Here is a 23,917-nt window from a genome sequence, read left to right as displayed (position 1 = left end):
TTGAGTGTGTAGGCGTGGGTTTCACTACTATCCTTTATTCGTTTACCCAAATGTCACTAAACCTGCCCCGACCAAGTGTTCAATTTTGAGTTTTAACCTATGAAAATCCGAACTATTGTTACCTGGTTTACCTTATTTTTTGTCAGTTTAACGATTGCGGTTAGCTGTACTCCTGCTACTGATGTCTCTACCTCTGAATCCCCTTCAACAACAGCCGTTCAGATGGGATTCAGTGCGTGGCCCGGTTGGTTACCCTGGCAAATCGCCGAGGAAGAACAACTCTTTGCCGCCAATGATGTGAAAGTGGATTTGAAATGGTTTGATGGTTATCTGGATTCAATTAATGCCCTAGCCGCAGGTCAGTTAGATGCCAATACCCAAACCTTAAATGACACGATTAGCTCCGTTGCGGCTGGCTCCGATCAAGTCATTGTTTTGGTCAATGATAATTCAACCGGAAATGACAAAATTATTGTTCGTGAGGAAATTAATGACATAAAGGATTTGCAAGGAAAAACGGTTGCTGTAGAAGCGGGTACAGTTGATCATTTTCTTTTACTTTTAGGATTAGAAAAAGCTGGATTATCTCCAGATGATGTGGAAATCAAACCCTTAGAAACGGGGGCAGCCTCTGCCGCCTTTGTTGCCGGACAGGTGGATGCTGTAGGTGTATTTGCGCCGTTTACAACCAAGGCATTAGAACGTCCAGGGAGTAAAGAGTTGTTTAGTTCCAAGGACTTTCCCGGTGCAATTCCTGATCATCTTGTTGTGAGTCGGCAAATGCTTGAGGAACGCCCGGAAGCGGTGCAAGCTTTGGTCAATACGTGGTTTGATACGCTGGATTTCATGAATGAAAATTCGGACAAATCTTTGCAAATTTTAGCCAAACGAGCAGGAGTTACCGTTGATGAATATAAGGACTATGATGCTGGAACGACTATTTTTAGTATCGAGGATAATTTAGCCGCGTTTGAACCAGGAGATGACATGACATCGCTGCCTTATGCGACTCAAGAAATTAGTACATTTTTAGTCGAGAATGGTTTAATTGAACAAGCCCCAGATTTGGATAAACTCTTAGATGATCGCTTTGTCAAAGCCTATGCGGAAAAGCAGAAAACCTAAATTTATTCAGGGCTGATTCGCTCTCGTACACAATAGGAATTGTCGTTATTCATTGTGAATGTTTATCCACAAGAACCAGTTGTGTATCGACCTAAGACAAATGCCACTGACTTTAGAGTTGGTAGTAAGCGCTTTAGCGCTTCTGGCACTAAAGTGCCTACTACGAACCCAGCTTAAGTCAGTGCCATTCGACCTAAGACGATGATGTAGATAATCACAGCCAATCGTTTCTGGTAAACCCTAATGACTCGAACTCCTGAAAATTTGTGTACAAGAGAGGTACAATCTTCTCCTCAAACACTGAAACCCACCCTATTTTGGCGCATTGCCGAAGATATTCCCAAATCCTTGACCTGGACATTGATGGTGTTGTCTATCGGTATTCCGTTTGGGTTATGGTGGCTAGTTTCTCATTCGGGGTGGGTTGAGCCTCTGTTTTTACCGACACCAGAGAATGTTTGGCAAGCGATTGTGTCACTTTGGACAAGTGGCGATTTGCCCCAGGATATTGTAGCAAGTGTATTTCGGGTTCTCTGTGGTTTTCTCCTCGCCGCGTTGATTTCGATTCCCTTGGGAACTTTCATGGGAACCTTTGCCAGTATTCGGGCGCTAATGGAACCGATTATTGGAATTGTGCGGTATATGCCTGCGCCAGCATTTATTCCGTTACTCATTTTATACTTTGGTGTTGGCGAAACCCCGAAAATTTTGCTGATTTTTATCGGCACTTTATTTTTTAATACACTGATGATCATGGATGCGGTTAAGTTTGTCCCCAAGGAGTTAATTGAAACATCTTATACGTTAGGGGGAAAACGCCATCAAGTTTTACTAAATGTTATTTTCCCCTTTATTCTGCCCAGCATCATTGATGCTTGTCGGGTCAACATTGCCGCCTCTTGGAATTTAGTGATTGTGGCAGAATTAGTGGCAGCAACTGAAGGATTAGGACGCCGGATTAGTGTGGCGCAGCGGTTTCTGAGAACTGATCAAATTTTTGCTGGACTCATTGTTATTGGATTAATTGGTCTAAGCTTCGATTTATTATTTAGATTGTTGCTGCGAGTATCATGTAAATGGACTATAGATTGATGATTAAATATAAAGGACAAATGACTAATGACCCAACTAACTGTTTCTCAACTTTATAAACAATTCTCCACTCGTAAGGATGTCACAGTTGCCCTTAAAGATATCAATATGCACATTGAAACGGGTGAATTTGTGAGTGTAGTTGGTGCATCGGGTTCTGGTAAATCGACGTTATTACGTCTCATTGCTGGATTGGATCAAGCAACGGCGGGTGAAATCTGCGTGGATGGTGTGCGGGTGACTGGACCGGGTTCCGATCGAGGGATGGTGTTTCAAAGTTATACGCTTTATCCCTGGATGACGGTAGCGAATAATGTGGGATTTGGTTTAAGGTTACAGGGACTATCCGCAGCACAACGACGGCAGCACGTATCGTATTATTTAGAGGTTGTGGGATTATCAAAGTTTGCTAAAGCGTTGCCCAAAGAACTATCCGGGGGAATGAAACAACGAGTCGCGATCGCGCGGGCTTTAGCCTGTCAACCGAAAGTCTTACTCCTGGATGAACCCTTTGGCGCGTTAGATGTGCAAACCCGCGAAGCCATGCAGCAATTCCTGCTGCAATTATGGCAACGAACGGGTACAACGATTTTGATGATTACCCATGATGTAGGGGAAGCGGTGTTTCTCTCCCAACGCATCTATGTGCTGACGACGCAACCGGGTACAATTCAAGGGGAATTGAGAATTGATTTACCGCGCGATCGCGTAACTAATAATTCTGATGGACGTAGGCTGAAAATTAAGCGTTTGTCGGCGTTTCAAAACTACACCGATCAGATTATTGAGTTACTCACCGATCAACCAGAAGCTGCACTTTTGCGGAGCTGATTGAGCGTTAATAGTTAGCTGAAAGACTTTCCACGTTCCCCAATTTTAATCTAACCAATCATCAATGGGATTGGCTTTAAAATGAATCGGTGCTTTACTCGTGTTAACCGTTGGCGGAGCCTTTTTTCCTGGCTTCCGTTGGGTTGGCGATTTGGATAAACCTGGAGATGGTGCATGACGGGCTGACGGTGGTGAGGCTGAGTATTTTGACTTACGACCCATTTTTCTACCGTTAGCCGCCGATTTATAACGCAAACATTCATGGGCTTCATTCAGTTCTTGTAACTTGTACTGGGCTTTCTGTTGTAGACGGGGATGACCCACAAAACGGTCAGGGTGCCATACCCACGTCATGTCTAGATACCCTTGGTGGACTTCCTCGGGTGAGGCACTAGGGTCTAGGTCTAAGACTCGGTAGTATCGTTCTACGTCTAACATCTACAACCATCCTCACGACTGACAGCAATATCTTGATATTGATAAAAATAGTAATTCAAGTTCTCTGTTGTTGTGGCTGAAACCATGCAAAAAAATACATCAGTTTAGGAAAGATATAATTTGTAAGTTTTTGTTAACGTAAGTTAACAAAATTAAATCCTCCTGTTTACTCAATTGTTGAGAGTTTGAGCGTTTTTATAGCGATATATGTCATATCAGCTCAAGTTACTCATTCTTAAGTTGAACGACCCTAACTAATCTAGAGGAGGGGTGAAAAATAGGTAATTAGACGGAGATCAAGTAGTATATTTCCTCAGAGCGTGTTAAAAAAGGTGTCTGCACAGAGGAAGGGCGGGTTGAGACATCGCGATAATGCTTTGAACCTTTCGCCCACAACCCACACCTGCCCTTACCCTACTTTCTCAGGTGCTTTTCACACACCGTCTAGTCGTTTAAGTTGAGAAAACATGCAGTTAGCAGCACGAGTTGGTCAAGTCTCTCCCTCTCTCACCCTAGCGATTTCCGCCAAAGCTAAGGCGATGAAAGCCGATGGCTTGGATGTGTGTAGTTTCAGCGCAGGGGAACCCGATTTTGATACCCCGGCTCATATTAAGGCGGCGGCGAAACAAGCCCTAGATCAGGGGAAAACCAAATATGGACCCGCCGCTGGGGAACCGAAATTACGGCAAGCGATCGCGAATAAACTGCGCCAAGATAATGGGTTAGAGTACCAGCCGGAGAATATCATTGTCACCAATGGCGGTAAACATTCCCTGTTTGGTTTGATGCAAGCGCTGATTGAACCGGGGGATGACGTGATTATTCCCGCCCCCTATTGGCTTTCCTATCCGGAAATGGTCAAACTGGCAGGGGGTACACCAATCATTGTGCAAACGGATGCGTCAACGGGGTATAAAATCACCTCAGAGCAACTCCAGGCGGCGATTACGCCCCAAACCAAGCTATTTATCCTCAATTCCCCCTCGAACCCTACAGGGATGGTATATACCCCAGAGGAACTCAAAGCCCTTGCCCAAGTGATAGTGGAACGGGATATTCTAGTCGTCTCGGATGAAATTTATGAAAAGATTCTTTACGATGGCGCTCAACATTTGAGTATTGGTGCTATTGGATCAGATATCTTTCAGCACACGATTACCAGTAATGGGTTTGCCAAAGCCTACTCGATGACAGGTTGGCGTGTGGGGTATTTAGCGGGTGCTGTGGATTTAATTAAGGCAGTTACCACGATTCAAAGCCACAGTACCTCTAATGTTTGTACCTTTGCTCAGTATGGCGCGATCGCAGCCCTGGAAAATCCCCAAGACTGTGTAGAAGAAATGCGACTTGCCTTTGCTAAACGCCGACAAGTCATATACGAACGCCTGAATAATATTTCGGGAATTCGTTGTTCTCAACCCAATGGGGCGTTCTACGTCTTTGCCGATATTAGCAAAACTGGACTCCAATCCCTGGAGTTTTGTAATCGCCTTTTAGAGGCTGAGAAAGTCGCGACAGTTCCCGGTATTGCCTTTGGTGTCGATAACTGTATCCGTCTGTCCTATGCTACTGATATGCCATCCATTGAAAAGGGTATGGATCGATTGGAGAAATTTGTTCGCCAGTTAAGTTAAGCGTTGGGTTCTAGGTGCAGTCAGGGCGGGTTTTGAATAAACGTTGTCATCAACAGCGAAACGACAATCCCTAAACCCGCCCCTATAAATTAGGTTCTCTGAACGAAGCCAAGGGTCAAAATTATGTCCAACTAGCGAAGCGAAGGATAAACAATCAACACTTACAACTGTGACTTAAAAATTAGGAGATAACACCGATGACCTATAAAAGAATATTAGTCGCCCTTGACCATTCTGCTCAAACTGAGGGAATCTTTACCCAAGCCCTCGATCTAGCCAAACAAGAAAAGGCAGCATTGATGCTCTTTCATTGTCTGCTTGTAGAAAACCAAGGTGTAGGTTTTTATGGAGATATGTTTGGTAGAGAATTGGTTGACTTCTCCCGTCGTATGCAAGAAAAAATGAGAAAGGAAACGGATGAAACTCAGAAATGGCTAGCTGGCTATTGCCAGAAGGCAACAGATGAAGGTGTGGCAACAGAATGGACGTGTAAAATTGGAGATGCTGGGAGTGCAATTCGAGATTTGGTAAAAAGTTGGGATGCTGATTTAGTAGTTATTGGTCGTCGAGGTCGTCGGGGTTTAACTGAAGTGCTTTTAGGCAGTGTCAGTAATCATGTTCTTCACCATGTTGCTTGTTCAGTTTTAGTGGTGCAAGGGGTGGCGAATGAAACGTCGGAAACCTAGTTGGTCTTGTGTCATTGGTAAGCCTTTGACCTGTCTAAGTCTTTGATATCATCGAGTTTGGACAAAAATTTAACGTTAATCAGCATCTATGAACGATAAACTTAGGCTGAGAAGTTGGGTTAATTTCAAGAAACAGATTCTCAGTTTAACCCAGAGAGTAAAATTAGCAGGGAATCACGGTGAGACAACCAAGACGTTGACGCCAGGCAGAAGATTGAGGTGGCAATCTTTAGTCAGTTTTATCAGTGGTTTGTTAATCGTCATAGCATTGGGATGGCACAATCCACCAGCATCGGCGCAAAGAATTAGTCAAGCCAAAATTGTAGAAATTTTAGGGGGAAATCAAGCGTATATCCAAAACAAACCCGCCCAAGTTAATGCGGTGGCTACATTGGGACAAACAGTGAGTACCAAACAAGCACGGGTAAATTTGCTCTTTAATAACAATGCGGGGGTGCGACTTGGACAAAATTCGGCACTCACTGTGGGGAGTCGCTGTGTGCGGCTACGAAGTGGTAGAAGTGTCGTTTCGGGGGCGCAAGGATGTGTCGGTTCGATTACCGCTGTGACGCGGGGAACTGTTTATTTGATGGAATTAGATGATAATGAACAAGCACAAGTGAAGGTTTTACAGGGCGAAGTCGCATTGAGCGAACGGTATAATTTGTGGAACCCCCAACCCGTTTTGTTACGTCAAGGTCAAGGGATTAATATTAGTCCGGAGGGGGTGTTAGGGACGGTAATAGACCTGTCAAAAGACGAAATTGAAAAAATTGTTACGGGGGCTTTGTTTGAAGGCTTTGATATTGAAATTCCGGGAATTGATAAACTAGAAGAAGTTTTGAATGAGCAGTTTCCGCAAATAGAGATTCCCGATGTATTAAGAGACAATGTGCCGTCAATTCCCAATCCTTTTTAAGCGGTGGAGTTAGGGCGATGAATCACTGGTGGCAATGGCTGGAAAAACAACGACGAAAACGCATTCGACGACGCCGTCGGAGTCATTCCCAACCGTTTTGGCGTCCAGAACGAATTGGTTTGATGCTAATGGCATTCTGGACGATTGTTGGTGCTGGAGTAACGATTTGGCAGGGAACACTTATACAGCTAGCTGAACGGCAAAGCCAAAAGTGGTTCATTGAATTACGTGGACCCGTTGTACCGCCTGATGATATTGTAATTTTAGCGATTGATGATCAATCGTTGACGGCATCAGAACGCTACAGCAATCCGGTTGATCCGAATAAAGCCTTGGTTGTGGAGTTGCTAACACCACCGTTTCCCTGGAAGCGCACCGCTTATGCTGAGGTGCTTGAACGGTTAATGGCGGCGGGTGCTAAGTCAGTATCCTTTGATTTACTGTTTGATCTTCCCAGTGGGTATGGTGCTGAGGATGATCAGCCGTTTAAACAAGCATTAACTCAATATAGCGATCGCGTCGTGCTAGCGGCTGTCTACGAAGATACCATTGATCCCCAAGGGTTTACCACCTTTGAGTTGTATAAGCCGTTACCAGAAATTTATCCAGATTCGGTGCAACTGGGTTTAGTCAACTTTTTACCCCCAGAGGTGGATGGGAATGTGTATCGGCTGGGGAATGAATACAGCCGGGAAATTCTGCAACCGTTGGGATTAGAAAGGATTCCTTCATTTGCTAAAGCGACGTTAGACGTGGCAAATGTTAGCTATCCACCCCCAAAAGGGAGTCAGGTTTTCTTCTACGGAACCCCAACTCAGAATCAAGGTGTTTTTACTACCATTCCCTTTTGGCAGGTATTGGCATCAGATATATGGGACGTGCATTTACGAGAAGAAACCTTTAAAGACAAAATTGTCTTGATTGGCACAACAGCCGATGAGCAAAATATCGGTGATTTTGTGCCGACACCTATCCAGTTAAACATGCCAGGGATTGAGCTTCATGCTAACGCGATCGCAACGTTAATGGAAGGACGTTCAATCGCCGTCGCTATCCCGAATCCAAGGCTAGAGGGATTGTTTGTGTTTGTCCTGGTTGGGGGAACCGCTATCCTGTTGTATAAACTGCCCCGACGTACTGCGGCAAGCTTGTTTTGGGGATTGGGGATGGCAGGGATTTGGGTGGGACTAGCATTTCTAGGCTATAGCAACGCCAGACTGATTTTTCCCATTGCCGTCCCTGCGATCGCGATGACCCTAAATAGTTTTTCCTACTTTACAGCACTTTTCATTGGGGATCAAATTGAAAAACGTCGCTTCCGCAGTACCTTAGAACGGTATGTCGCTGCACCTGTCGTTCAGGAAATTCTCAAGCAGCACGATGATTATCAGGAATTGCTCAAAGGACGTAAATTAAAAGCCGCTATTTTATTCTCTGACATTCGCGGATTTACCACCCTCTCCTCCCAAATTTCACCTGTCCGATTAGTGCGACAACTGAATCGATATCTCAATGACATGGTTGAGGTGATTTTAGATGCTGGGGGTACCGTGGATAAATTCATTGGGGATGCAGTAATGGCAGAGTTTGGTTGTCCAGTATCTGAGGGGGAAAAAACCGATGCGATGAATGCCATTCGTGCGGCATTAGGGATGCGAAAAGCCTTGCATCAGCTACGCGAGGAATGGCGTCAGGAAGAACGAATTCCGTTATTTAATGGGATTGGGATTAATTATGGGGAGTTAATTGCTGGGGATATTGGTTCTCAGCGTCGTCGAGAATATGCGGTAATTGGGGATGCGGTGAATGTAGCGAGTCGGGTAGAGGGGTTAACGAAGAAATTTGGCACAGATATTTTGATTACCGATTCTCTGTATCAAGTTGTCAAAGATGAGGTTGAGGTGGTGTCGGTAGGGGAAGAAGAGGTGCGAGGACGGGCGGGGACGGTGAAGTTATATAGTTTAATTGGGTTAAAGGGAGAATCGCCGCAATTGTATCAGCAGGTGCAGAGGGATTTGCAGGAATTTTTGCAGCAAAAAGAGAGTTAAGGGACTTGCGTAAAAATAAAGTACCAGTTAGGCAAACTGTATTAATCAACTCAGTTTAGCTTGATTGGTATATTATTAAGCTAAGTATTAGTAGCGAGCAAGATGCTCGCACTACAATAATTTCGCAGTTATAGGTTTCAGCCTCATTCAAAGAGGCAACTTGCCAAATTGGGATGCTCCCTAACAATAAACGGCATTCATCTGATTTCCTAATGACCCTGGCGACTGCTATAGATCATAGCTGGCAATAGTTATTAAGGCTATCGGTTAGTGTTTGTTCAGGATTTGTCGCCGATTGTAAAGATTGCTGTGCTACCTCAGCAGTATCGCGATCCCTCCGCTCAAAGGCGACTGCAAATTCCCGCATCGCTTGACTCATGTTTCTGTACATTGTTACATAGCGTGATTGATAATTCAGTAAAGTTGGGTCGTTAAGGGAAAGACTCTCCATTTTTTTGCTGCATTATTCATCGTTGCAACCGTTTCCCACATGGATTCAGAGGTGGAAAATTGGGTATTATCAAGTATTTTGCGAGCCTTACTTACAGTTTCATTAACAACCTCAATGATTGTGTTACATTGTTCAAATAATGACTTGTTAGTAGACTGACTACTCTGGGTAAAAGTTGTCTTATAACAAACACTATTATCAGTTGCTAAGATACGTTCACAGAAAATCAGATCATCATCTGAATCAGGCTGTTCAACTCGGTTATACCAACTACTATCACGAATGTAGCTTTCTGCCTTTTCTCCATCTACAGTGACAGCATGTTGCTCGGTAAGAACATTGGTTAAAATTGTTGTTTTTTTGCCGTTAGACCAATGAAGTATCGTATAATGTTCCCCAGTACCGTAACCTTGAGAAATTACACAAGGTTGAATCAGGTCTAAAATATCACCTTGGAATAAGTAACAAATACCTAAACTATCGGGATAGGGTCGTGCTTCAGCTTTTTGCCCAACCCAAATTTGAGCGAACAACACTAGAAATGGCAAAATGCATATCCATCTATGTAACATTTCATTTATCTGAATTACATTAATGAGGCTAGGGGATGATAAAGGAGTTCTACGGCTCAATAGTTTTTATTCATTTTAAGCGATTGTGCCTCTAAATCGCTGATGCAGACTTTTTGATAAAAGGTGGTATCGACAGAAGTCATCTTGGAACAGCTTTTCACCGACTCCAGACCGATAAAATTACGCCACCAACACCTGACGCGCGGCAGCTTCCATTAATTTCTCCCTGTTGTTAATGGATTGAGTTTTGCTTCGAGTTCGTTAATCGCTCAGGCACTGGAAATCTCGTTCCCTCACCAATACAGCACAAACCGCCTTGGACATTAACCAAGACGGCTTGCTTGGCGCTCCCTTGCGTATGACATAAGACGAATGACATAAGACATAAGACATAAGACATAAGACGAATGACATAAGACAAATACCTTAAAAATCCACCCCTCGCTTCAAATCCACCCCTTTGTCACAATAATGCTTATGACAAATCATTTCCGAATGAACCGTCGCCAATTCAAAATAAGCGGGTTGATTTTTACAACGACCTGTGATAATAACCTCCGTATCACGAGGTTTGCGTAACAGCGCCTCGACAATCGGTTCAACCTGCAACAGTTCCAAGTCAACCGTCGGATTCAGTTCATCCAGAATAATCGTTTTATACAACCCTGACGCTAACGCCGCCCTAGCAATTTCCCATCCCCGTTCCGCTTCCACATAATCCAAAATCTGCTGCTGTCCCCGCCAAACGATCGCATCTCGACCACAACGCTGATGATCTACCAGATTCGGGTAACTTTGACGCAAGGCTGCGATCGCGGCGTCTTCGGTATATCCGCTTCCTCCCTTCAGCCATTGCATAATCATCACCCGGTGGGATTTATCCGTACTAATTCCCCGACCAATAGCTTGTAATGCTTTCCCTAACGCATTGGTCGATTTTCCTTTCCCCGCACCGGTATAAATTTCGATTCCCTCAATCCCCTGTTCCCGAGAAACCGGGTGATCATGAGGAACCGACTCACTATGTAAATCCGCCAAATCCAACAGCGCTGGCGGTGTTCCGCGTCCCGTGACAATCACTTCCAGAGACGGCGGTTTATTTTTCAGCGCTTGCACTACCTCCTCAACCGGGAGTAACCCCAAATCCAGCAACGGATTCAACTCATCCAGCACCACAACCGAATAGAGATTGGACGCGATCGCGCCTTTCGCCACATCCCAACCGCGCTGCGCCTCTAACGTGTCAAACCGCGTCACTTCCTCTTGGGTAAAAAACTCACTTCGTCCCGTGCGAACCTGATCAATCAAGTGAGGAAACGCCCGTCGCAACGCCTCAATCGCCGCATCCTCATCATAGTTCCGTCCTGGTCCCTTCAGAAACTGTAACAATAAGACCCGACTGGATTCCGCACAGTTGATCCCTAAACCAATTGAGCGCAAAACCACGCCCAATGCGGCTTGAGACTTCCCCTTACCCACGCCATCGTAAACATGAATCTGACCCGTGATCCGTTCTGTACGCTCAGCCGCCGTGCGAATACCAATACCTGTCCTAGTCATTGACGATCCTTAAGACTTTACCCCAACTCAGTTTAGCGATATAACCGGGAATGGTAAGAATAATATTTATCCTCTTATCCCTGCCAATCTAATATAGTATAAACAAGCCAGACAGTTATCCCCGTCGTCGTTAGCTTGTTTCGCCGGAAGCCCCACACCATACCTGTACTCAGGTTGGTGTAGGAGATGTCACGAGGAATAAAGCGGAATGTCAGAGGTTCCCAGGATGTAACATTGATCGTCGCTCACGAAAGCGAGTATGACGAACGAGGAACTGATACCATCGATTAAACGGAAACCATTATGGTAGATAACTTAACTATTGTTTTACCTCTCCAACTGATTCTCTTTCAAATCTTATTCCTGTTGGTCGCGATCGCCCTAGAAGCCAGGGTCTTGCACCTACGGCTAAACCTTACTCGTAAAACCAGTGTGCAATATGCTACCTCGCTGAATTTGTGGAGCGTTGTCCTGGGTTGGTTAACTTTTTTAGTTCTAGAGACTTTGTTGCCTCAATTATTGCGGATTCAAATTGTAAATTTTATTTTCTTTGATCATCCCCTAGGCAGTCAATTAAATACACCAAATCCTCAACTAATTTCTATTGGTATCATGATTTTCTTTTTTAGCTTTATTATCAAAATAATCGGATTTGAACTGATAAAACAATGGATTCATGATCAACCAGAACAGTTTGAAATGAGTTCCGATATATCTAACAAAAGACCTGGCTTGTTTAATAAGCCCAAGCGGAAGATTACCAATCCTAAACCCAATCCTGCCTTTGCTTTGCTACTGGCTAATGCCTATAGTTACAGTGCTATTTTGCTGATTTTAGTCTTACGATTTATGGACTTGAATATTCTTAAATTGAATGCTCTATTCTAAGCGATACCCACCTATTAAATACTGAAATTAAACGGTTTTCAGTCTGTTCTAACGACTTCCAAATCTCTTACCATTAGCTTCAAATTAAACCAATGATTAGGAAAATTTTAAACAATATATTAAATTGGGCAAATAACCTCCTAAAAACTATATTTGAAATCTTTAACCCGGACACAGCTTTCTCTTGGCAGACCCTGATCGGGTTAAGCGTATTCTCGTGGGCAATGTCGTTTCTGGCGACGAATATTTTTACAATTATATTAGCGAGTTTTAGTTGGTGGTTTTTAATTTTAGGTGTCTATTGGGCAACAACTAGCAATAAAGACATCAGCATTGGTAAAATCCTCCTAAGTCCCTGGATTACAGGTGCGTTGGTTACCATTTATATTTTTGGCATTGTTACAGGCGAATTGTCAGCCTATGCTTTAGTGGTCTGGCCCCTGATATCGGCAGTAATTGCCGCATTACCCACCTGTTTAGGTGAGAATTTTCAACCCAAAATCCCCGATAGAGACAAACGTCAACCGCTGGTGTGGTTATTCACAAGTCAGTTGATACTAAGCTGTTGGTTTCAATTCTATTTTTTGGTACAAAACTGGTTAGTTCAATATCCTACAATGGCGTCTGATACATTTGAAAAAAGTGCCTTTGTGGTCAGACTATCCACCGATGAATCGAGGCAAAGGCTACCCCGTGGGACGACCATTTTGGATTTGATAGCATCTCGCTTAGAAGAACAGCTTAATAACAAAGATTGGTCAGATGTCGAACAAATTCTTCTGATTCGAGAACGCGAAAAACTGATTCAGCTAATTAAGCAGATTGACGCCCAAGTGAGGCAAGAAATTGCCTCTCCAGATATCAAAGAAGACAATTTGTGGCAAGTGAGTCTCGGTGATATTTCGCTGCGGGAGTCGGGGTATAACTTACAACTAAACACCCTTTGGCAAGGTCCGCGATCGCAAATTAAACCCAACGTACTCACTAAGTCTTGTCAGATAATACCTGTCAATCGCCAAACTGACATCGGTATTAGGCTTGTCAGTCAGGTAGAATGTGATCCGGTAGAAGGATGGCGCGTCGCTGAACCGATTGTTACCTCTCAATCACCAACTCTATAAATTATTGATGCAACCAATGAGTTGAGATAAGACAAAGGACATCAGATAAATGGCAACAAAAACTGTAGGTAGAATTTGGACAATTGCGACAAATGGGTTTCAGGAAGTCATTCGCGATCGCATCTTTTATGTGATTGGCTTTTTTGCCCTACTGTTGGTCGTTTCGCTACCACTCCTGAGGGAAGTAGCAGCCACCACAGAAGATAAAATATTTATGGATTTAGGTCTAGCGGCGATTGGTGCGTTGGGAGTGCTGGTTGCCATATTTGTTGGGACAGGTTTGATTAATAAGGAAATCGAAAAACGCACCGTGTTGGTTTTAATTCCCAAACCTATCTCACGAGCAGAATTAATTATTGGCAAGCATTTAGGATTACTGGGAGTCCTAGCGGTTTTGGTTATCGCCATGACAGCTATTTACTTAGCTCTCCTCAGTTTCAATGGCATTAATTACCCCTTAGCTAGCCTACTGATTTCAGAGCTTTATCAGTTTTTAGAGTTAAGCCTAATTGTCGCCGTAGCGCTGATGTTTGGTGTGTTTACCAGCTCAATCCTAGCCACACTCCTAACCTTCGGCATTTACTTAATGGGACATTTGAGTCGCGATGTGCAGGAGTTAGGCAAACTCAGCGAAAATGCGACGATTGAGACGATAACCCAAGGTCTTTACCTAATTTTACCCGATTTATCCCGTCTAAATTTGAAAAATGAGGCAGTCTATGGCTTGCTTCCTTCCTCTGTAAAGCTTTTAGAACATGCCGTTTATGCCATACTCTACACGATCTTGCTGCTTGCGATCGCGATTCTGATTTTCTCTCGACGTGAGTTTTAATTGAGGATTGGGTGTCCCTTCACTTCGCTCAAGACAACCGACTTTGTAGGGGCGGGTTTAGGAACTCTCGTGTCGCGATTGATAGTAACTTTAGTACAAAGCCCAGTTTGTAGGGGCGGGTTTAGGAACTTTCTTGTCGCGATTGATAGTAACTTTAGTACAAAACCCAGTTTGTAGGGGCGGGTTTAGGGACTCTCGTGTCGCGATTGATAGTAACTTTAGTACAAAACCCAGTTTGTAGGGGCGGGTTTAGGAACTCTCTTGTCGCGATTGATAGTAACTTTAGTACAAAACCCAGTTTGTAGGGGCGGGTTTAGGGACTCTCGTGTCGCGATTGATAGTAACTTTAGTACAAAACCCGCCCTGACTAAGTGTTGAGTTAACTCCCCAATCTTGCTCATCTCCCCCATCTTGCTCATCTCCCCCAACTCCCCCTGTTCCCTATTTCATGTATTGACTAAAATAAAATCCCGCACAATTTCCACCACTTCAGGTGCAATCTCATGCCCCATATCCACCTCTTTGTACTGCATCGGCGCACCTAGCGCTAGTAAATAATCCCGCAATCGATGAGCTACCCTCAAAGGAACAACATTATCTTGTCTACCATGAACGATTAAAACCGGGGGCAAGGGAGGTTCAATCTCTTGAGGCGTGCGATGCCAATAACCACTCATTGACACTAAACCCGCCAAGGGTAAATGTAACCCAACATCTAGAGCCATGGCTCCCCCTTGAGAAAAGCCCATCATAATCGTAGAGGCAAGAGGAATACCAGTGAGACTTTCCAAAGACTTTAGCCAGTCTGTCAATAGACGCTGACTTTGTGCCAAGCCTTGATAGTCTTCTCGTTCCAAGTCATACCACATATAGCCTCCAGCCACCTGTGGGTGAGCAAAGGGTGCATTAGGTAGCAAGACATGGTAGTTAGATAGAGCCAATTCTGGCACTATAGGTTGCAAATCTTTAGCATTAGCCCCCCAGCCATGCAAAACCACAACCAGTCCCACTGGTTGTTTACCTGTAGCTGGTGGAATTGAAATCGTCTCCAAAGACAGGAACTTACTCCTGAAAAATTTAACGTTTGACACTCTCCCTCCTAGAAGAAGGGAGATTATATGGAAATTTCGTTCCATATATCCCGATAAACGGGTTCCCAGGCACACAGCGTTTACCCCTAGGGGCGCTGTGTTATCTCCTAACGCCCTGTCGATTCAGGGTTAGGCGTTTTCAAACAGGGTTAGCTGTCTGGGTTTCCCACAGTCCATGGGTATCGATTTAAAATTAACTTCGACTTTGCAGCCGCAAGTTAACTAACTCATATCATACCACTCTGAGATGCTAAAAGCCGCCCTAGAAGGGCAGGGCTTCAGACCCAAGTTTCCGGTGAGCAAATGACCAAGTAGGGGCTTGGTGACCAAGCCCCTACCCCAAACCTCATTCAACTCAAAACTAAAGTCTTACCACTCAGCAATATTTTTGAAGCTATCTGGTTTAATAATAATGTGGCGATCGCTGTCAAAGCTAATCTTGCCCTGATTTTTTAACTTGTTCAGGAGTCGGGTGACGGTGACACGAGTCGTACCGATCGCATTGGCAAGGTTTTGGTGCGTCAAGCGCATCTTCAAACGAGTCCCGTCGGGTACAGGTTGACCCATTTCCTGTTGCATCAACCGCAACAAGTGTTGTAAACGATCTTCAACCCGACGCTGACCCGCGATCGCTAGGAGTGCCTCAGTTTGGCGTATCCGGTGGACGATTTGCGGTAATATCATCTGAGCCAATCGCGGTGAAGCATTGATCTCCTCTATAGAAAACCAAATCAGATGTACGTCAGACAATGCCGTGGCTTGGTAAGCACTCAGCAGAGAAAACCAACGACCAAAAAACATTGAAGGCTCTGCCCAACCTAGCCACACTTCTTCCCCATTTTGGCAAAGCGTACTGAGCTGAACTAAACCTTGGCAAACCTGCCAAACTCCTTGAGAAATTATGGGGATTTTGTCGCCTTTAGCATAAAAATGCAATCGACGTGAATCTTGAAGTTCGGCTTGACCAAGAGATTGAGTCGGGTTTACGTCCAAAACGGATCGGGAAGTTGGAATCATGGGCTGCAACTCTCTCCAGCCAGATTTTTACAAGCTGGTATAGCAGGGCAGCTCTACTGTAAGCAATCAAGGTAAAGGCTCGGTAAGCAACAGATTAAATCATCTCAATATCTAATTTGTACTCAAATTGGTATGTTGTGCGTCTTGGATATTAACCGATTAGGTGTAAGTCGCGCTCTCTACTGGGTGTATAACAATTAGACGCAACTCCTTGCGGGTTTGGGGATGGAGATATCGTTCCTGGAGCGATCGCCATTCCTGCCATAATTGATAACGATCGCCACTCAACTGCTCTACCAGGGTTGGGAGTTTCTTCTTAATTTCTGAGTGCAGACAATCCGACAGAAATTCTGCCAAAACGAAACTGTCTTGAATCTGTCCCAAAATACGCTGAATCGATTTAATCTCTTTCACATAATCCTGATAAGGCGTCTCATAAAAGTCAGTAAATAATTCCATCTGATAACGCACTCGTTTAGCTTGTTTCCGCAAACTGTGCAACACTGAACCCTGAACGCTGAACAGTTCAACCACATCCTCTAAACTCAGATCCTGAGCTAACTGCTTCTGTCCGTCTGAAAAGTGTACCCCCATAAGCCACGCGGGGTGGAGGAAAAACTGACTCACAAACGGTAACAGTAAATCCGGCAAAATCTGATCAATTGGAAATTCGGCAAAAATTCCGTAAGTCGGCGTCTGCAACCAATCTTGAAATGCCCGTTTCATTTCCTGATAGGGTTTATCCTTGAGAGTTTTCTGAACTTGAACTAAGACCTGGTGACGCCGCTTTTCCAACGTTGCTAATACTTTTTTGCCTATTTTTTGTTCAGAGTTGGGCAAAGTGGGCAAATACTGATTTTGTAGCGCATCTTGCATAATGTCCAAATCCCGCAGTTGTCCCAGCCGTCGCGCCACTTTAGCAATCTTTTTCTCACGAGCGGCTTTGGGTAATACCAGGGCTGGGGCAAAACCGCTCACCACTGTCCGTAGCCGTCGCATCCCTACGCGCATTTGGTGTAGCGCTTCGGGATCTTTATCCTTGAGAACATCAGTTTCATACTGAACGGTTCTCTGGAAATGTTTTTCAATAGCTAGATAAGCCCAATAGCCAAAGAGCTTTGGGTCGGATGAGGCAGTGGTTATCATCGGTATGGTGTGGGGTAGACATCCGGAACGTTTGCCCCTAGGGAATCATATAGAGGTGAACGTTGCTTGTTTGTAAAATCTGTATCACAAGAGTTTACCATACTCGTGAATTAAAAATTGTTCTTTCAACTCCCAATAACAGCAATGAGAACGTCTTGGGGATGATTTTTGAGCGGAATGGGCATCTTCGCCCCATTTTGCCATGAATCATACCTTGCCGGATCTGACACCCAGGGATTATCTTTAAAACATGAGTTTTATCGACGTGGCTTCTTGCCATCCTTTGAGCCAATCGAAGTCAGCCTGTCGGCGACGTATAGTCTGAGGGGATCTCTAATCGGGAGACCGATGGCTATTTAAGGAAGCCCCTTTATCGCGACTGACAATTGGGCGATCGGTTACAACAACAAACTAACGCAATTCAACTCCAACGGTATGACGCCTTCTCAAGACTTGGGCGCAGCAGTAAAATTCACTAGGGCATTAACGAGCAGCGATTTTTCTAGCTTAATGCCCAGACCTGGTTGGCATGAAAATTTATCGTCAGGAAAAGACTTTTTGTAGCGGTTGGAATAACCAATATCGCTGAGCAGTCATCTCCTGATTCAGGATCGGGATATTGATTAGCTTTATATCGCTTCAACCACCTTTACCGTGAAGACCGTAGTTTTCCCAAGGGACAGGGTATAAATAAGGTATTCGCTGATTACTTATTTATACCGCCCTAGACTCAGGAATTGGTGATAACTAAAACCGTGAATAGCGATAAATTCCACCTATTGTTTTGGCTTTGATTATGCCAAGTTTTGGAGGTGATACCAACAGATTTGCCACAAGCTTATTTATATTCATTGATTGCAAGACAAAGATAATCATTAATAATGATTAGTCTATCGAACTTGTTCAGGAATTATGGCACTCAGTATCTAATGTTTTTATAGGGATATGGATTTAATTTACATTAAAACCGACCCTAGAGAGGACAAGTTTACTCTTTTTGACGATGCCCATTTTTTAGGGCAATTTTATTCTTTTGGGGATTTATTTATAATTTCAGTCATGGAGAATATAAATCCAAATTCAAAACATTTTGTCAACCCTAATATGGATAGCTTGTAGCTAACAAAAAACCATAAACTCAAGCGTTTTTATGAAATTAAGTCAATGTTTAACTAAAGCAAAACTTCTGAATTTGCACGAAACTGGAGAACGCAATTTCCCCGGAGTTAATTTGATCAGAGCCGATTTAACTGAAGCAAACCTAAGTCGCATTAATTTGAGTGCTGCCCATTTGCAGCGAGCTAATTTAGCCAAAGCTAAACTGATTGGCGCTCAACTTAAAGATGCAGATTTAAGTAAGGCTGATCTCAAGAATGCACTATTGATTGAAGCCACGCTTTCCCAAGCCGATCTGACGGCTGCAATTCTTAGGGAAGCAGATTTGAGTGGTGCGATTCTCACGGGCGCTACTCTACTTGATGCGGATCTACGACATGCTACCTTAATTGGCACAAGTCTGATCGATGCCAAAATGAAACGAGCAAAACTGGCAAAGGCAAACTGTACGGGAGCTAGCTTCAGTCGCGCTAATCTCAAAGCCGCAGACTTGCAGGGAGTCATCTTAAATCGAGCCATTCTCAGCCAAGCAGATTTAAGGGGAGCAAACCTGAGAGGCGCTTGCTTTATTCGAGCCTATTTACATCGGGCAGATTTGCGAGATGCTAATTTAACCGGGGCTGACTTGAGTGATGCGGATCTCAAGGGCGCTGATCTGAGTCATGCTAATTTGTCAAGGGCTAACTTGAGTTGTGCGAATCTGAGTCACGCAAATCTTACGGGGGCTAATCTGACTGGCGCCCACTTGCAAAATGCGAATCTCAGTCTCGCCAATCTCAGTGGATTGCTCCTCAAAAAAGCCAATTTGCAGAGCGCCCAACTCAGCAAAGCTAACCTGAACCGAGCCAATTTATATAAAGCTAATTTGTCAGGGGCTAATTTGCTAGAGGCGAACTTAGAACATGCCAACTTAGCTGAGTCAAATCTCCAGCGAGCAGGTTTGCTTTTGGCTTATTTAACGGATGCTAACTTAAGTCATGCCAATTTGAATGGGGCTAACTTAATTGGCGCGAATTTAATGGGAGCGGACTTAAGTGACACCTCCTTAGCCGGAACTATCATGCCCAATGGTAGAATACACTCGTGACATCTTCCTACACCTTACCCGTAGGGTCGGTGTAGGCTTCCTTTGTGGCAATTTTATGGATTACGCTTCCGGCTCCTTCACTTCGTTCGAGGACAAGGTTTTATCGGTGGAAACACGACCAGCCCAACTTTCTGGAATTTATCTATCTCGAACAATCGCTAAACCGATGTAGATTCAAGGATTTCCAGTAATCCATGTCGTATCCCATAAAACACTCGTTCAATCAGAATTCGTTCATGTTCCTTTAAGCTATCTTTATACAGTAAAGCACATTTTAAAAATTGCTGATCGGAGGGGGTAATGCAGCGATTCATTAAAACCTTAGTCACTAAGTCTTCGATATTTTTCTGAGGCAGAGTAACGTTCATTGACTGCACAAATATTAAATGTTCATTTTTGTTGTCATAATTATGAAGGATTTTCTAGAACAATTTTGTGATCGTCCTAAAAGATAGTTTGTGATTTTTCTAAAAGCTAAATCGTGATCTGTGATCAGGTTAGGTAGTGACATAGGTCACAAATGAACAAAGATAAAATCTAAAATGGGAAGCTCCTAATGAGGAATTCGCCAGTCATCACTGGCATCTACAAAGTCTGTATTGGTGTTCAATGTCCCTAGATAAAATAGTGGCAGAGTAGATACAGCAGATTTCAGGTTGATGAGGTACAGCCTTAAGCAAGATCCCCGACTTTTTGGAGAAGTCGGGGATCTGTCTGTGTACCTCACTTACTTGAAAAGCGCTGTAAATTATTAAGATAATCGTATAAAATAGTTTTAAATCTTCTATTCCTTGTCCCTTGTCCTTACAGACATTCACCAGAATTGAGAAAGGTTCCACCGGAACATCTCTCCTCAATTCTGCCTTCAGACTAATGAAAAACACAAAACTGGGATTAATCAGTGTACTCCTCCTCTCTATCTCTAGCCCACCAATGCTAGCGCAGACAGAGGCGGAATCCGAAACGGCTGATAACTTAAGAATCAAACCCCGTTTGGGAATTGGACATACAAGTTCTGGTGGTGGATTTGATGGATTTACCCGCCTAGAGGGATTTGTTCCCCTTTTGCAAACTCCAGGTAAAAATCTGACGTTTTTGGAAGGGCGACTCTTCCTGGATAACGATGATGCCAATTTGGGGGGTAATCTGATCCTGGGATATCGTACCTATAGTGCCAATTCCCATCGAATTTGGGGCGGTTATATGAGTTATGATAACCGTCATACAGGTCACAATACCTTTAATCAATTGGGGTTAGGCATAGAAAGTTTAGGAACTGTTTGGGATTTTCGGGTCAATGGTTATTTACCCATAGGCGATACGCGCCAAGGAGTTGGTGATGCTGGAGTTCGAGATATTTTCTTTCGCCGCAATTTCTTGATTTTAGAACAGGGGCAAAACAAAGAAGCCGCCATGGGAGGGTGGGATGCAGAAGTTGGCGCAAAACTTGCTCGAATTGGTATAGATGGGGATCTGCGCGGTTATGGGGGATTGTATTGGTATGATGCGGAAGGGAGTTCAGAGATATGGGGATGGCGAGTAAGATTGGAAGCACGTCCTTCTGATAATTTTAATCTGGGGTTGTCGTTGCAAAATGATGATTTATTTGGCACGAATTTAGTGTTTACCGTGGGTGCAACATTTCCTGGAAGTCGTCCCCAAGGGTTAGGGGATGAAGATGATCAAGTTTTGGCACGAGTAGCAGAATCGGTGCAGCGAACGAATGCAATTGTGATTGATCATCAAGATGATTTCCAAGACGTACCAGCGACGAATCCGGAAACAGGGGAACCTTATGTATTCCAGCATATCCGTTTAGGTGAAATGGGGGGAGAGGGTACGTTTGAAAGTCCGTTTGGTATCGTTGAGAATGGGTTAGATCAAACGGTATCTGATGGCAATGATATTGTTTATGTACAACCCGGAACCAATCCAGGGATTCCGCCGTTTACCATTCCTGATCGAGTGCAGGTGTTATCTACGGGTCCAATTCAGCAACTGGATACTGTAGAAACAGGGATAGTGCAATTACCGCTATCAGGTGCAGGAATACTCCCCACGATTACTCCAGGTGCGGCGGCTTCGGTAACTCTGGGCAATAGAACCACCCTATCTGGGTTTTATATCCCCGATGCGGGTACGTTTGGAATTGAGGGAAGGGAGATTGATACAGTCACAATTCGGGATAACGCGATCGCGAATTCCACTCAAGTGGGTATAGTGTTACTGGAGACGACAGGAACTGTCACCGTTACCGATAATAGTATTGATACGACAGGTGGTTTGGGTAATAGCGGATTTTTTATTGGAAATACGGCGGGTTCGATCAACCTCAACTTGATCAGAAATCAGATTCTAAATACCACAGGGGATGGGATGGATATTATTCTGTTTAATGCTGAGGACAGTACAGTAACCCTTTCTGAAAATATAATTAATGGTAATCAATTTAACGGTATTGGTGTCAGATTAGTGAATGCCATCAATGTTAACTTTGATGTTAATGAGAATACAATCGTGAGCAATGGCAGTACCGGACTTGTCTCTGAGCTATTTGGCAATTCAAATTCAAGCGTCACAATTGTCAATAACCAGATTTCAGACAATCAGTTTGCTGGAATTGCTATGGCACTAGTGGATAATTCCGATGGAATAGTCACCATAACCAACAATAATCTGAGGGGCAATCAAGAAGATGGGATTGTTATCGGATTATTCGCAGATTCCGATGAAATAGTTACGATTGTAGATAATACGCTGTCGGACAATCAGTTTAATGGAATTGTCCTATTTATGCGGGATAATTCTCAAGGGGCATTCACTATTGCAAATAATACTATTTTAAATAATCAAAGGGATGGGATTATCTTCGCATTCTTGGATAATTCCAGTGGAATGGTAATGATTGAGGAAAATACCGTCGCGAGAAATCAGGGGCGGGGAATAACTGTAGACTCTACTACTGATACTGAAGGAGAAGTCATTATCCAAAATAACCATATTTTTGATAATGAAACGTTAGGGATTGCGGGTTTTATGATCGGGGAGTCAGATTTAGACGTCACGATTGACAACAATGAGATTTTGAATAATGGTCATCATGGTATTGGCATTAGCATTCAAGAATCTGCCACATTGAGACTGACGATCACTGATAATCGAGTGGATAGGAATGGCTTTCAGGGCATTACACTCAATTTACCGGAACCGGATGGTATTTTTGTGGACGCACTCAATAATGCCACTCTTCAACTACTACTAGAAAGAAACACAGTAATGGATAATGCTCGTTTTGGTGCGTTGATATTAGCAGAAGATCAGTCGGAACTTTTCGCGGGTGTCCGATTTAATACATTTACAGGAAACCCAGGTACTCTTGACAATGCCAATGGTTTTGTAGTACAAACTGGATCACTGACAAATCTTGAGCCGGAATCGACTATCTGTTTAGATTTGAGTAATAATACCAGCGAGAATGGTTTCTCTCTAAATTACATTGATCTTGACAGTACATTTAAAGCCGATACAAGGGCAAATAATGGTACAATTTTGATACCCCAATTGCCGGTTGAGCCGCTAGGGGATTGTCCGGTTCCGTAGTGGCGTGGCACACCTAATTTAATTAGCTTGGGTTCGTTCGTAGTAAGGGCTTTAGCCCTAGATTCTGCCCTAGTAACAGGCGTCAACCCAACCTACAATCTATTCCACTATTTGAGCTGGAATGGCACGCTCAGATAAGGCTGGTGGGCAATGCCCACCCTACGGTATATAGCACTACGCACTAAGGTTAGGACATATCAAGAAAAATTCAAATCGCTCAATCCCTTGTCAGCTAAGCTTTTGTCTTCACTATTGCATATTCCACACCGAGCGTGTTACCGAGCGTGTTACTGAGCGAAGCCGAAGTAAGTCGAGGTAAGCGATGCCCTGAGCCTGTCGAAGGGTCGAGGTGTTGCCTATTGCCTATTCCCTGGCGCGTAGCGCTATATCAATGGTTTTGCCGATATCAAACTGCAAATTTTCAGCGCAATTCATTTTACCTGTGTCACACCAGTCGGGTGGTTAAGACACCCAACAAATTATAGAGACGTAGCCAGCTACGTCTCTACCAGTTTTATTCGTTTAGCTTGATCTGGCGAGAAGCCTCACGCCATAATCTAGGATTTGGCGTTGAGATGAATCGCCAGTGAAGAGAAAATTATTTTCACTCTGAATCTTTATCTGCAAGAGTAGTATAATTGTCGTGGGAGGTGATAGAAGGTG

General features: G+C 43.8%; 20 protein-coding genes. 12 read left to right on the top strand and 8 right to left on the bottom strand.

All coding sequences use genetic code 11. The annotated features are described in order from the left end of the window. Positions 1-99: 99 nt before the first annotated feature. The 3 genes from RH949_RS18530 (at position 100) to RH949_RS18520 (ending at position 3,048) form a co-directional block, all read left to right on the top strand. Positions 100-1,125, top strand: a complete 1,026-nt coding sequence (locus RH949_RS18530; protein ID WP_446355148.1) for an ABC transporter substrate-binding protein — start codon at positions 100-102, stop codon at positions 1,123-1,125. Positions 1,126-1,368: 243 nt separating this feature from the next. Further along, on the top strand, positions 1,369-2,217 hold the full coding sequence (locus RH949_RS18525; protein ID WP_446355146.1) for an ABC transporter permease: 849 nt from the start codon (positions 1,369-1,371) through the stop codon (positions 2,215-2,217). 27 nt (positions 2,218-2,244) lie between these two features. After that, on the top strand, positions 2,245-3,048 hold the full coding sequence (locus RH949_RS18520; RefSeq protein ID WP_446355144.1) for an ABC transporter ATP-binding protein: 804 nt from the start codon (positions 2,245-2,247) through the stop codon (positions 3,046-3,048). 45 nt (positions 3,049-3,093) lie between these two features. Here the strand turns inward: RH949_RS18520 and RH949_RS18515 are convergent, their stop codons facing one another. Further along, entirely contained in the window at positions 3,094-3,486 is a 393-nt protein-coding gene (locus tag RH949_RS18515; RefSeq protein WP_006097815.1) for a J domain-containing protein, read from the bottom strand. Between the two features lie 467 nt (positions 3,487-3,953). Here RH949_RS18515 and RH949_RS18510 point away from each other — a divergent pair, with 467 nt between their 5' ends. The 4 genes from RH949_RS18510 to RH949_RS18495 all read left to right on the top strand — a co-directional run bounded on the left by RH949_RS18510 (position 3,954) and on the right by RH949_RS18495 (position 8,773). Beyond that, positions 3,954-5,120, top strand: coding sequence for a pyridoxal phosphate-dependent aminotransferase (locus RH949_RS18510; protein ID WP_446355142.1), 1,167 nt, complete (start codon positions 3,954-3,956; stop codon positions 5,118-5,120). 197 nt (positions 5,121-5,317) lie between these two features. Further along, on the top strand, positions 5,318-5,806 hold the full coding sequence (locus RH949_RS18505) for a universal stress protein (protein WP_446355140.1): 489 nt from the start codon (positions 5,318-5,320) through the stop codon (positions 5,804-5,806). An 88-nt stretch (positions 5,807-5,894) separates the two neighbouring features. Continuing rightward, positions 5,895-6,725 (top strand): hypothetical protein, encoded by an 831-nt coding sequence (locus RH949_RS18500; protein ID WP_446355138.1) that lies wholly within the window; start codon positions 5,895-5,897, stop codon positions 6,723-6,725. Positions 6,726-6,742: 17 nt separating this feature from the next. After that, positions 6,743-8,773, top strand: coding sequence for a CHASE2 domain-containing protein (locus RH949_RS18495; protein ID WP_446355136.1), 2,031 nt, complete (start codon positions 6,743-6,745; stop codon positions 8,771-8,773). 235 nt (positions 8,774-9,008) lie between these two features. Here RH949_RS18495 and RH949_RS18490 read toward each other — a convergent pair whose 3' ends face one another. The 3 genes from RH949_RS18490 to RH949_RS18480 form a co-directional block, all read right to left on the bottom strand. Further along, positions 9,009-9,152 carry a hypothetical protein gene (locus tag RH949_RS18490; RefSeq protein WP_006098178.1) on the bottom strand — a complete coding sequence of 48 codons (144 nt, stop codon included), beginning with the start codon at positions 9,150-9,152 and terminating at the stop codon, positions 9,009-9,011. Between the two features lie 35 nt (positions 9,153-9,187). Then, positions 9,188-9,772: a hypothetical protein gene (locus RH949_RS18485; RefSeq protein WP_198016347.1), complete on the bottom strand. Its 585-nt coding sequence runs from the start codon at positions 9,770-9,772 to the stop codon at positions 9,188-9,190. A gap of 450 nt (positions 9,773-10,222) precedes the next feature. Continuing rightward, the gene (locus RH949_RS18480; protein ID WP_006098165.1) at positions 10,223-11,356 is read right to left on the bottom strand and encodes a cob(I)yrinic acid a,c-diamide adenosyltransferase; all 1,134 of its coding nucleotides are present in this window, start codon (positions 11,354-11,356) and stop codon (positions 10,223-10,225) included. 303 nt (positions 11,357-11,659) lie between these two features. Here RH949_RS18480 and fraC point away from each other — a divergent pair, with 303 nt between their 5' ends. The 3 genes from fraC to RH949_RS18465 all read left to right on the top strand — a co-directional run bounded on the left by fraC (position 11,660) and on the right by RH949_RS18465 (position 14,197). After that, on the top strand, positions 11,660-12,244 hold the full coding sequence (gene fraC, locus RH949_RS18475; RefSeq protein ID WP_006097844.1) for a filament integrity protein FraC: 585 nt from the start codon (positions 11,660-11,662) through the stop codon (positions 12,242-12,244). A gap of 92 nt (positions 12,245-12,336) precedes the next feature. Then, positions 12,337-13,365, top strand: a complete 1,029-nt coding sequence (locus RH949_RS18470; RefSeq protein ID WP_006097797.1) for a DUF5357 family protein — start codon at positions 12,337-12,339, stop codon at positions 13,363-13,365. A 49-nt stretch (positions 13,366-13,414) separates the two neighbouring features. Next, on the top strand, positions 13,415-14,197 hold the full coding sequence (locus RH949_RS18465; RefSeq protein ID WP_446355132.1) for an ABC transporter permease: 783 nt from the start codon (positions 13,415-13,417) through the stop codon (positions 14,195-14,197). A gap of 446 nt (positions 14,198-14,643) precedes the next feature. On the opposite strand, the gene RH949_RS18460 is transcribed toward RH949_RS18465, so the two are convergent. The 3 genes from RH949_RS18460 to RH949_RS18450 form a co-directional block, all read right to left on the bottom strand. After that, a complete protein-coding gene (locus RH949_RS18460; protein ID WP_446355161.1) occupies positions 14,644-15,255 on the bottom strand; it encodes an alpha/beta hydrolase in 612 nt (203 codons plus the stop codon). A 402-nt stretch (positions 15,256-15,657) separates the two neighbouring features. Beyond that, a complete protein-coding gene (locus RH949_RS18455) occupies positions 15,658-16,305 on the bottom strand; it encodes a Crp/Fnr family transcriptional regulator (protein ID WP_006098186.1) in 648 nt (215 codons plus the stop codon). Between the two features lie 159 nt (positions 16,306-16,464). After that, positions 16,465-17,451: a CHAD domain-containing protein gene (locus tag RH949_RS18450; protein ID WP_446355129.1), complete on the bottom strand. Its 987-nt coding sequence runs from the start codon at positions 17,449-17,451 to the stop codon at positions 16,465-16,467. 1,150 nt (positions 17,452-18,601) lie between these two features. Between RH949_RS18450 and RH949_RS18445 the strand changes: the two genes are divergently transcribed. Further along, complete coding sequence (locus RH949_RS18445) at positions 18,602-19,654, top strand: pentapeptide repeat-containing protein (RefSeq protein ID WP_446355127.1); 1,053 nt, start codon at positions 18,602-18,604, stop codon at positions 19,652-19,654. A 158-nt stretch (positions 19,655-19,812) separates the two neighbouring features. On the opposite strand, the gene RH949_RS18440 is transcribed toward RH949_RS18445, so the two are convergent. Further along, positions 19,813-20,022, bottom strand: a complete 210-nt coding sequence (locus RH949_RS18440) for a hypothetical protein (RefSeq protein ID WP_006098002.1) — start codon at positions 20,020-20,022, stop codon at positions 19,813-19,815. A 505-nt stretch (positions 20,023-20,527) separates the two neighbouring features. Between RH949_RS18440 and RH949_RS18435 the strand changes: the two genes are divergently transcribed. Next, on the top strand, positions 20,528-23,254 hold the full coding sequence (locus RH949_RS18435; protein ID WP_446355125.1) for a right-handed parallel beta-helix repeat-containing protein: 2,727 nt from the start codon (positions 20,528-20,530) through the stop codon (positions 23,252-23,254). The last annotated feature ends 663 nt before the right edge of the window (positions 23,255-23,917 follow it).

The organism is Coleofasciculus sp. A1-SPW-01 (genome assembly GCF_040217205.1).
In the GTDB taxonomy this organism is placed as follows: domain Bacteria; phylum Cyanobacteriota; class Cyanobacteriia; order Cyanobacteriales; family Coleofasciculaceae; genus Coleofasciculus; species Coleofasciculus chthonoplastes_A.
Note: the sequence above shows the minus strand (reverse complement) of the source record. Positions and strands in the feature narration are given on the sequence as shown.

Coding starts and splice junctions, on each gene's coding strand:
- RH949_RS18530 (WP_446355148.1), top strand. CDS start 100: ATGAAAATCCGAACTATTGTTACCTGGTTTACCTTATTTTTTGTCAGT.
- RH949_RS18525 (WP_446355146.1), top strand. CDS start 1,369: ATGACTCGAACTCCTGAAAATTTGTGTACAAGAGAGGTACAATCTTCT.
- RH949_RS18520 (WP_446355144.1), top strand. CDS start 2,245: ATGACCCAACTAACTGTTTCTCAACTTTATAAACAATTCTCCACTCGT.
- RH949_RS18515 (WP_006097815.1), bottom strand. CDS start 3,486: ATGTTAGACGTAGAACGATACTACCGAGTCTTAGACCTAGACCCTAGT.
- RH949_RS18510 (WP_446355142.1), top strand. CDS start 3,954: ATGCAGTTAGCAGCACGAGTTGGTCAAGTCTCTCCCTCTCTCACCCTA.
- RH949_RS18505 (WP_446355140.1), top strand. CDS start 5,318: ATGACCTATAAAAGAATATTAGTCGCCCTTGACCATTCTGCTCAAACT.
- RH949_RS18500 (WP_446355138.1), top strand. CDS start 5,895: ATGAACGATAAACTTAGGCTGAGAAGTTGGGTTAATTTCAAGAAACAG.
- RH949_RS18495 (WP_446355136.1), top strand. CDS start 6,743: ATGAATCACTGGTGGCAATGGCTGGAAAAACAACGACGAAAACGCATT.
- RH949_RS18490 (WP_006098178.1), bottom strand. CDS start 9,152: ATGAGTCAAGCGATGCGGGAATTTGCAGTCGCCTTTGAGCGGAGGGAT.
- RH949_RS18480 (WP_006098165.1), bottom strand. CDS start 11,356: ATGACTAGGACAGGTATTGGTATTCGCACGGCGGCTGAGCGTACAGAA.
- fraC (WP_006097844.1), top strand. CDS start 11,660: ATGGTAGATAACTTAACTATTGTTTTACCTCTCCAACTGATTCTCTTT.
- RH949_RS18470 (WP_006097797.1), top strand. CDS start 12,337: ATGATTAGGAAAATTTTAAACAATATATTAAATTGGGCAAATAACCTC.
- RH949_RS18465 (WP_446355132.1), top strand. CDS start 13,415: ATGGCAACAAAAACTGTAGGTAGAATTTGGACAATTGCGACAAATGGG.
- RH949_RS18455 (WP_006098186.1), bottom strand. CDS start 16,305: ATGATTCCAACTTCCCGATCCGTTTTGGACGTAAACCCGACTCAATCT.
- RH949_RS18450 (WP_446355129.1), bottom strand. CDS start 17,451: ATGATAACCACTGCCTCATCCGACCCAAAGCTCTTTGGCTATTGGGCT.
- RH949_RS18445 (WP_446355127.1), top strand. CDS start 18,602: ATGAAATTAAGTCAATGTTTAACTAAAGCAAAACTTCTGAATTTGCAC.
- RH949_RS18440 (WP_006098002.1), bottom strand. CDS start 20,022: ATGAACGTTACTCTGCCTCAGAAAAATATCGAAGACTTAGTGACTAAG.
- RH949_RS18435 (WP_446355125.1), top strand. CDS start 20,528: ATGAAAAACACAAAACTGGGATTAATCAGTGTACTCCTCCTCTCTATC.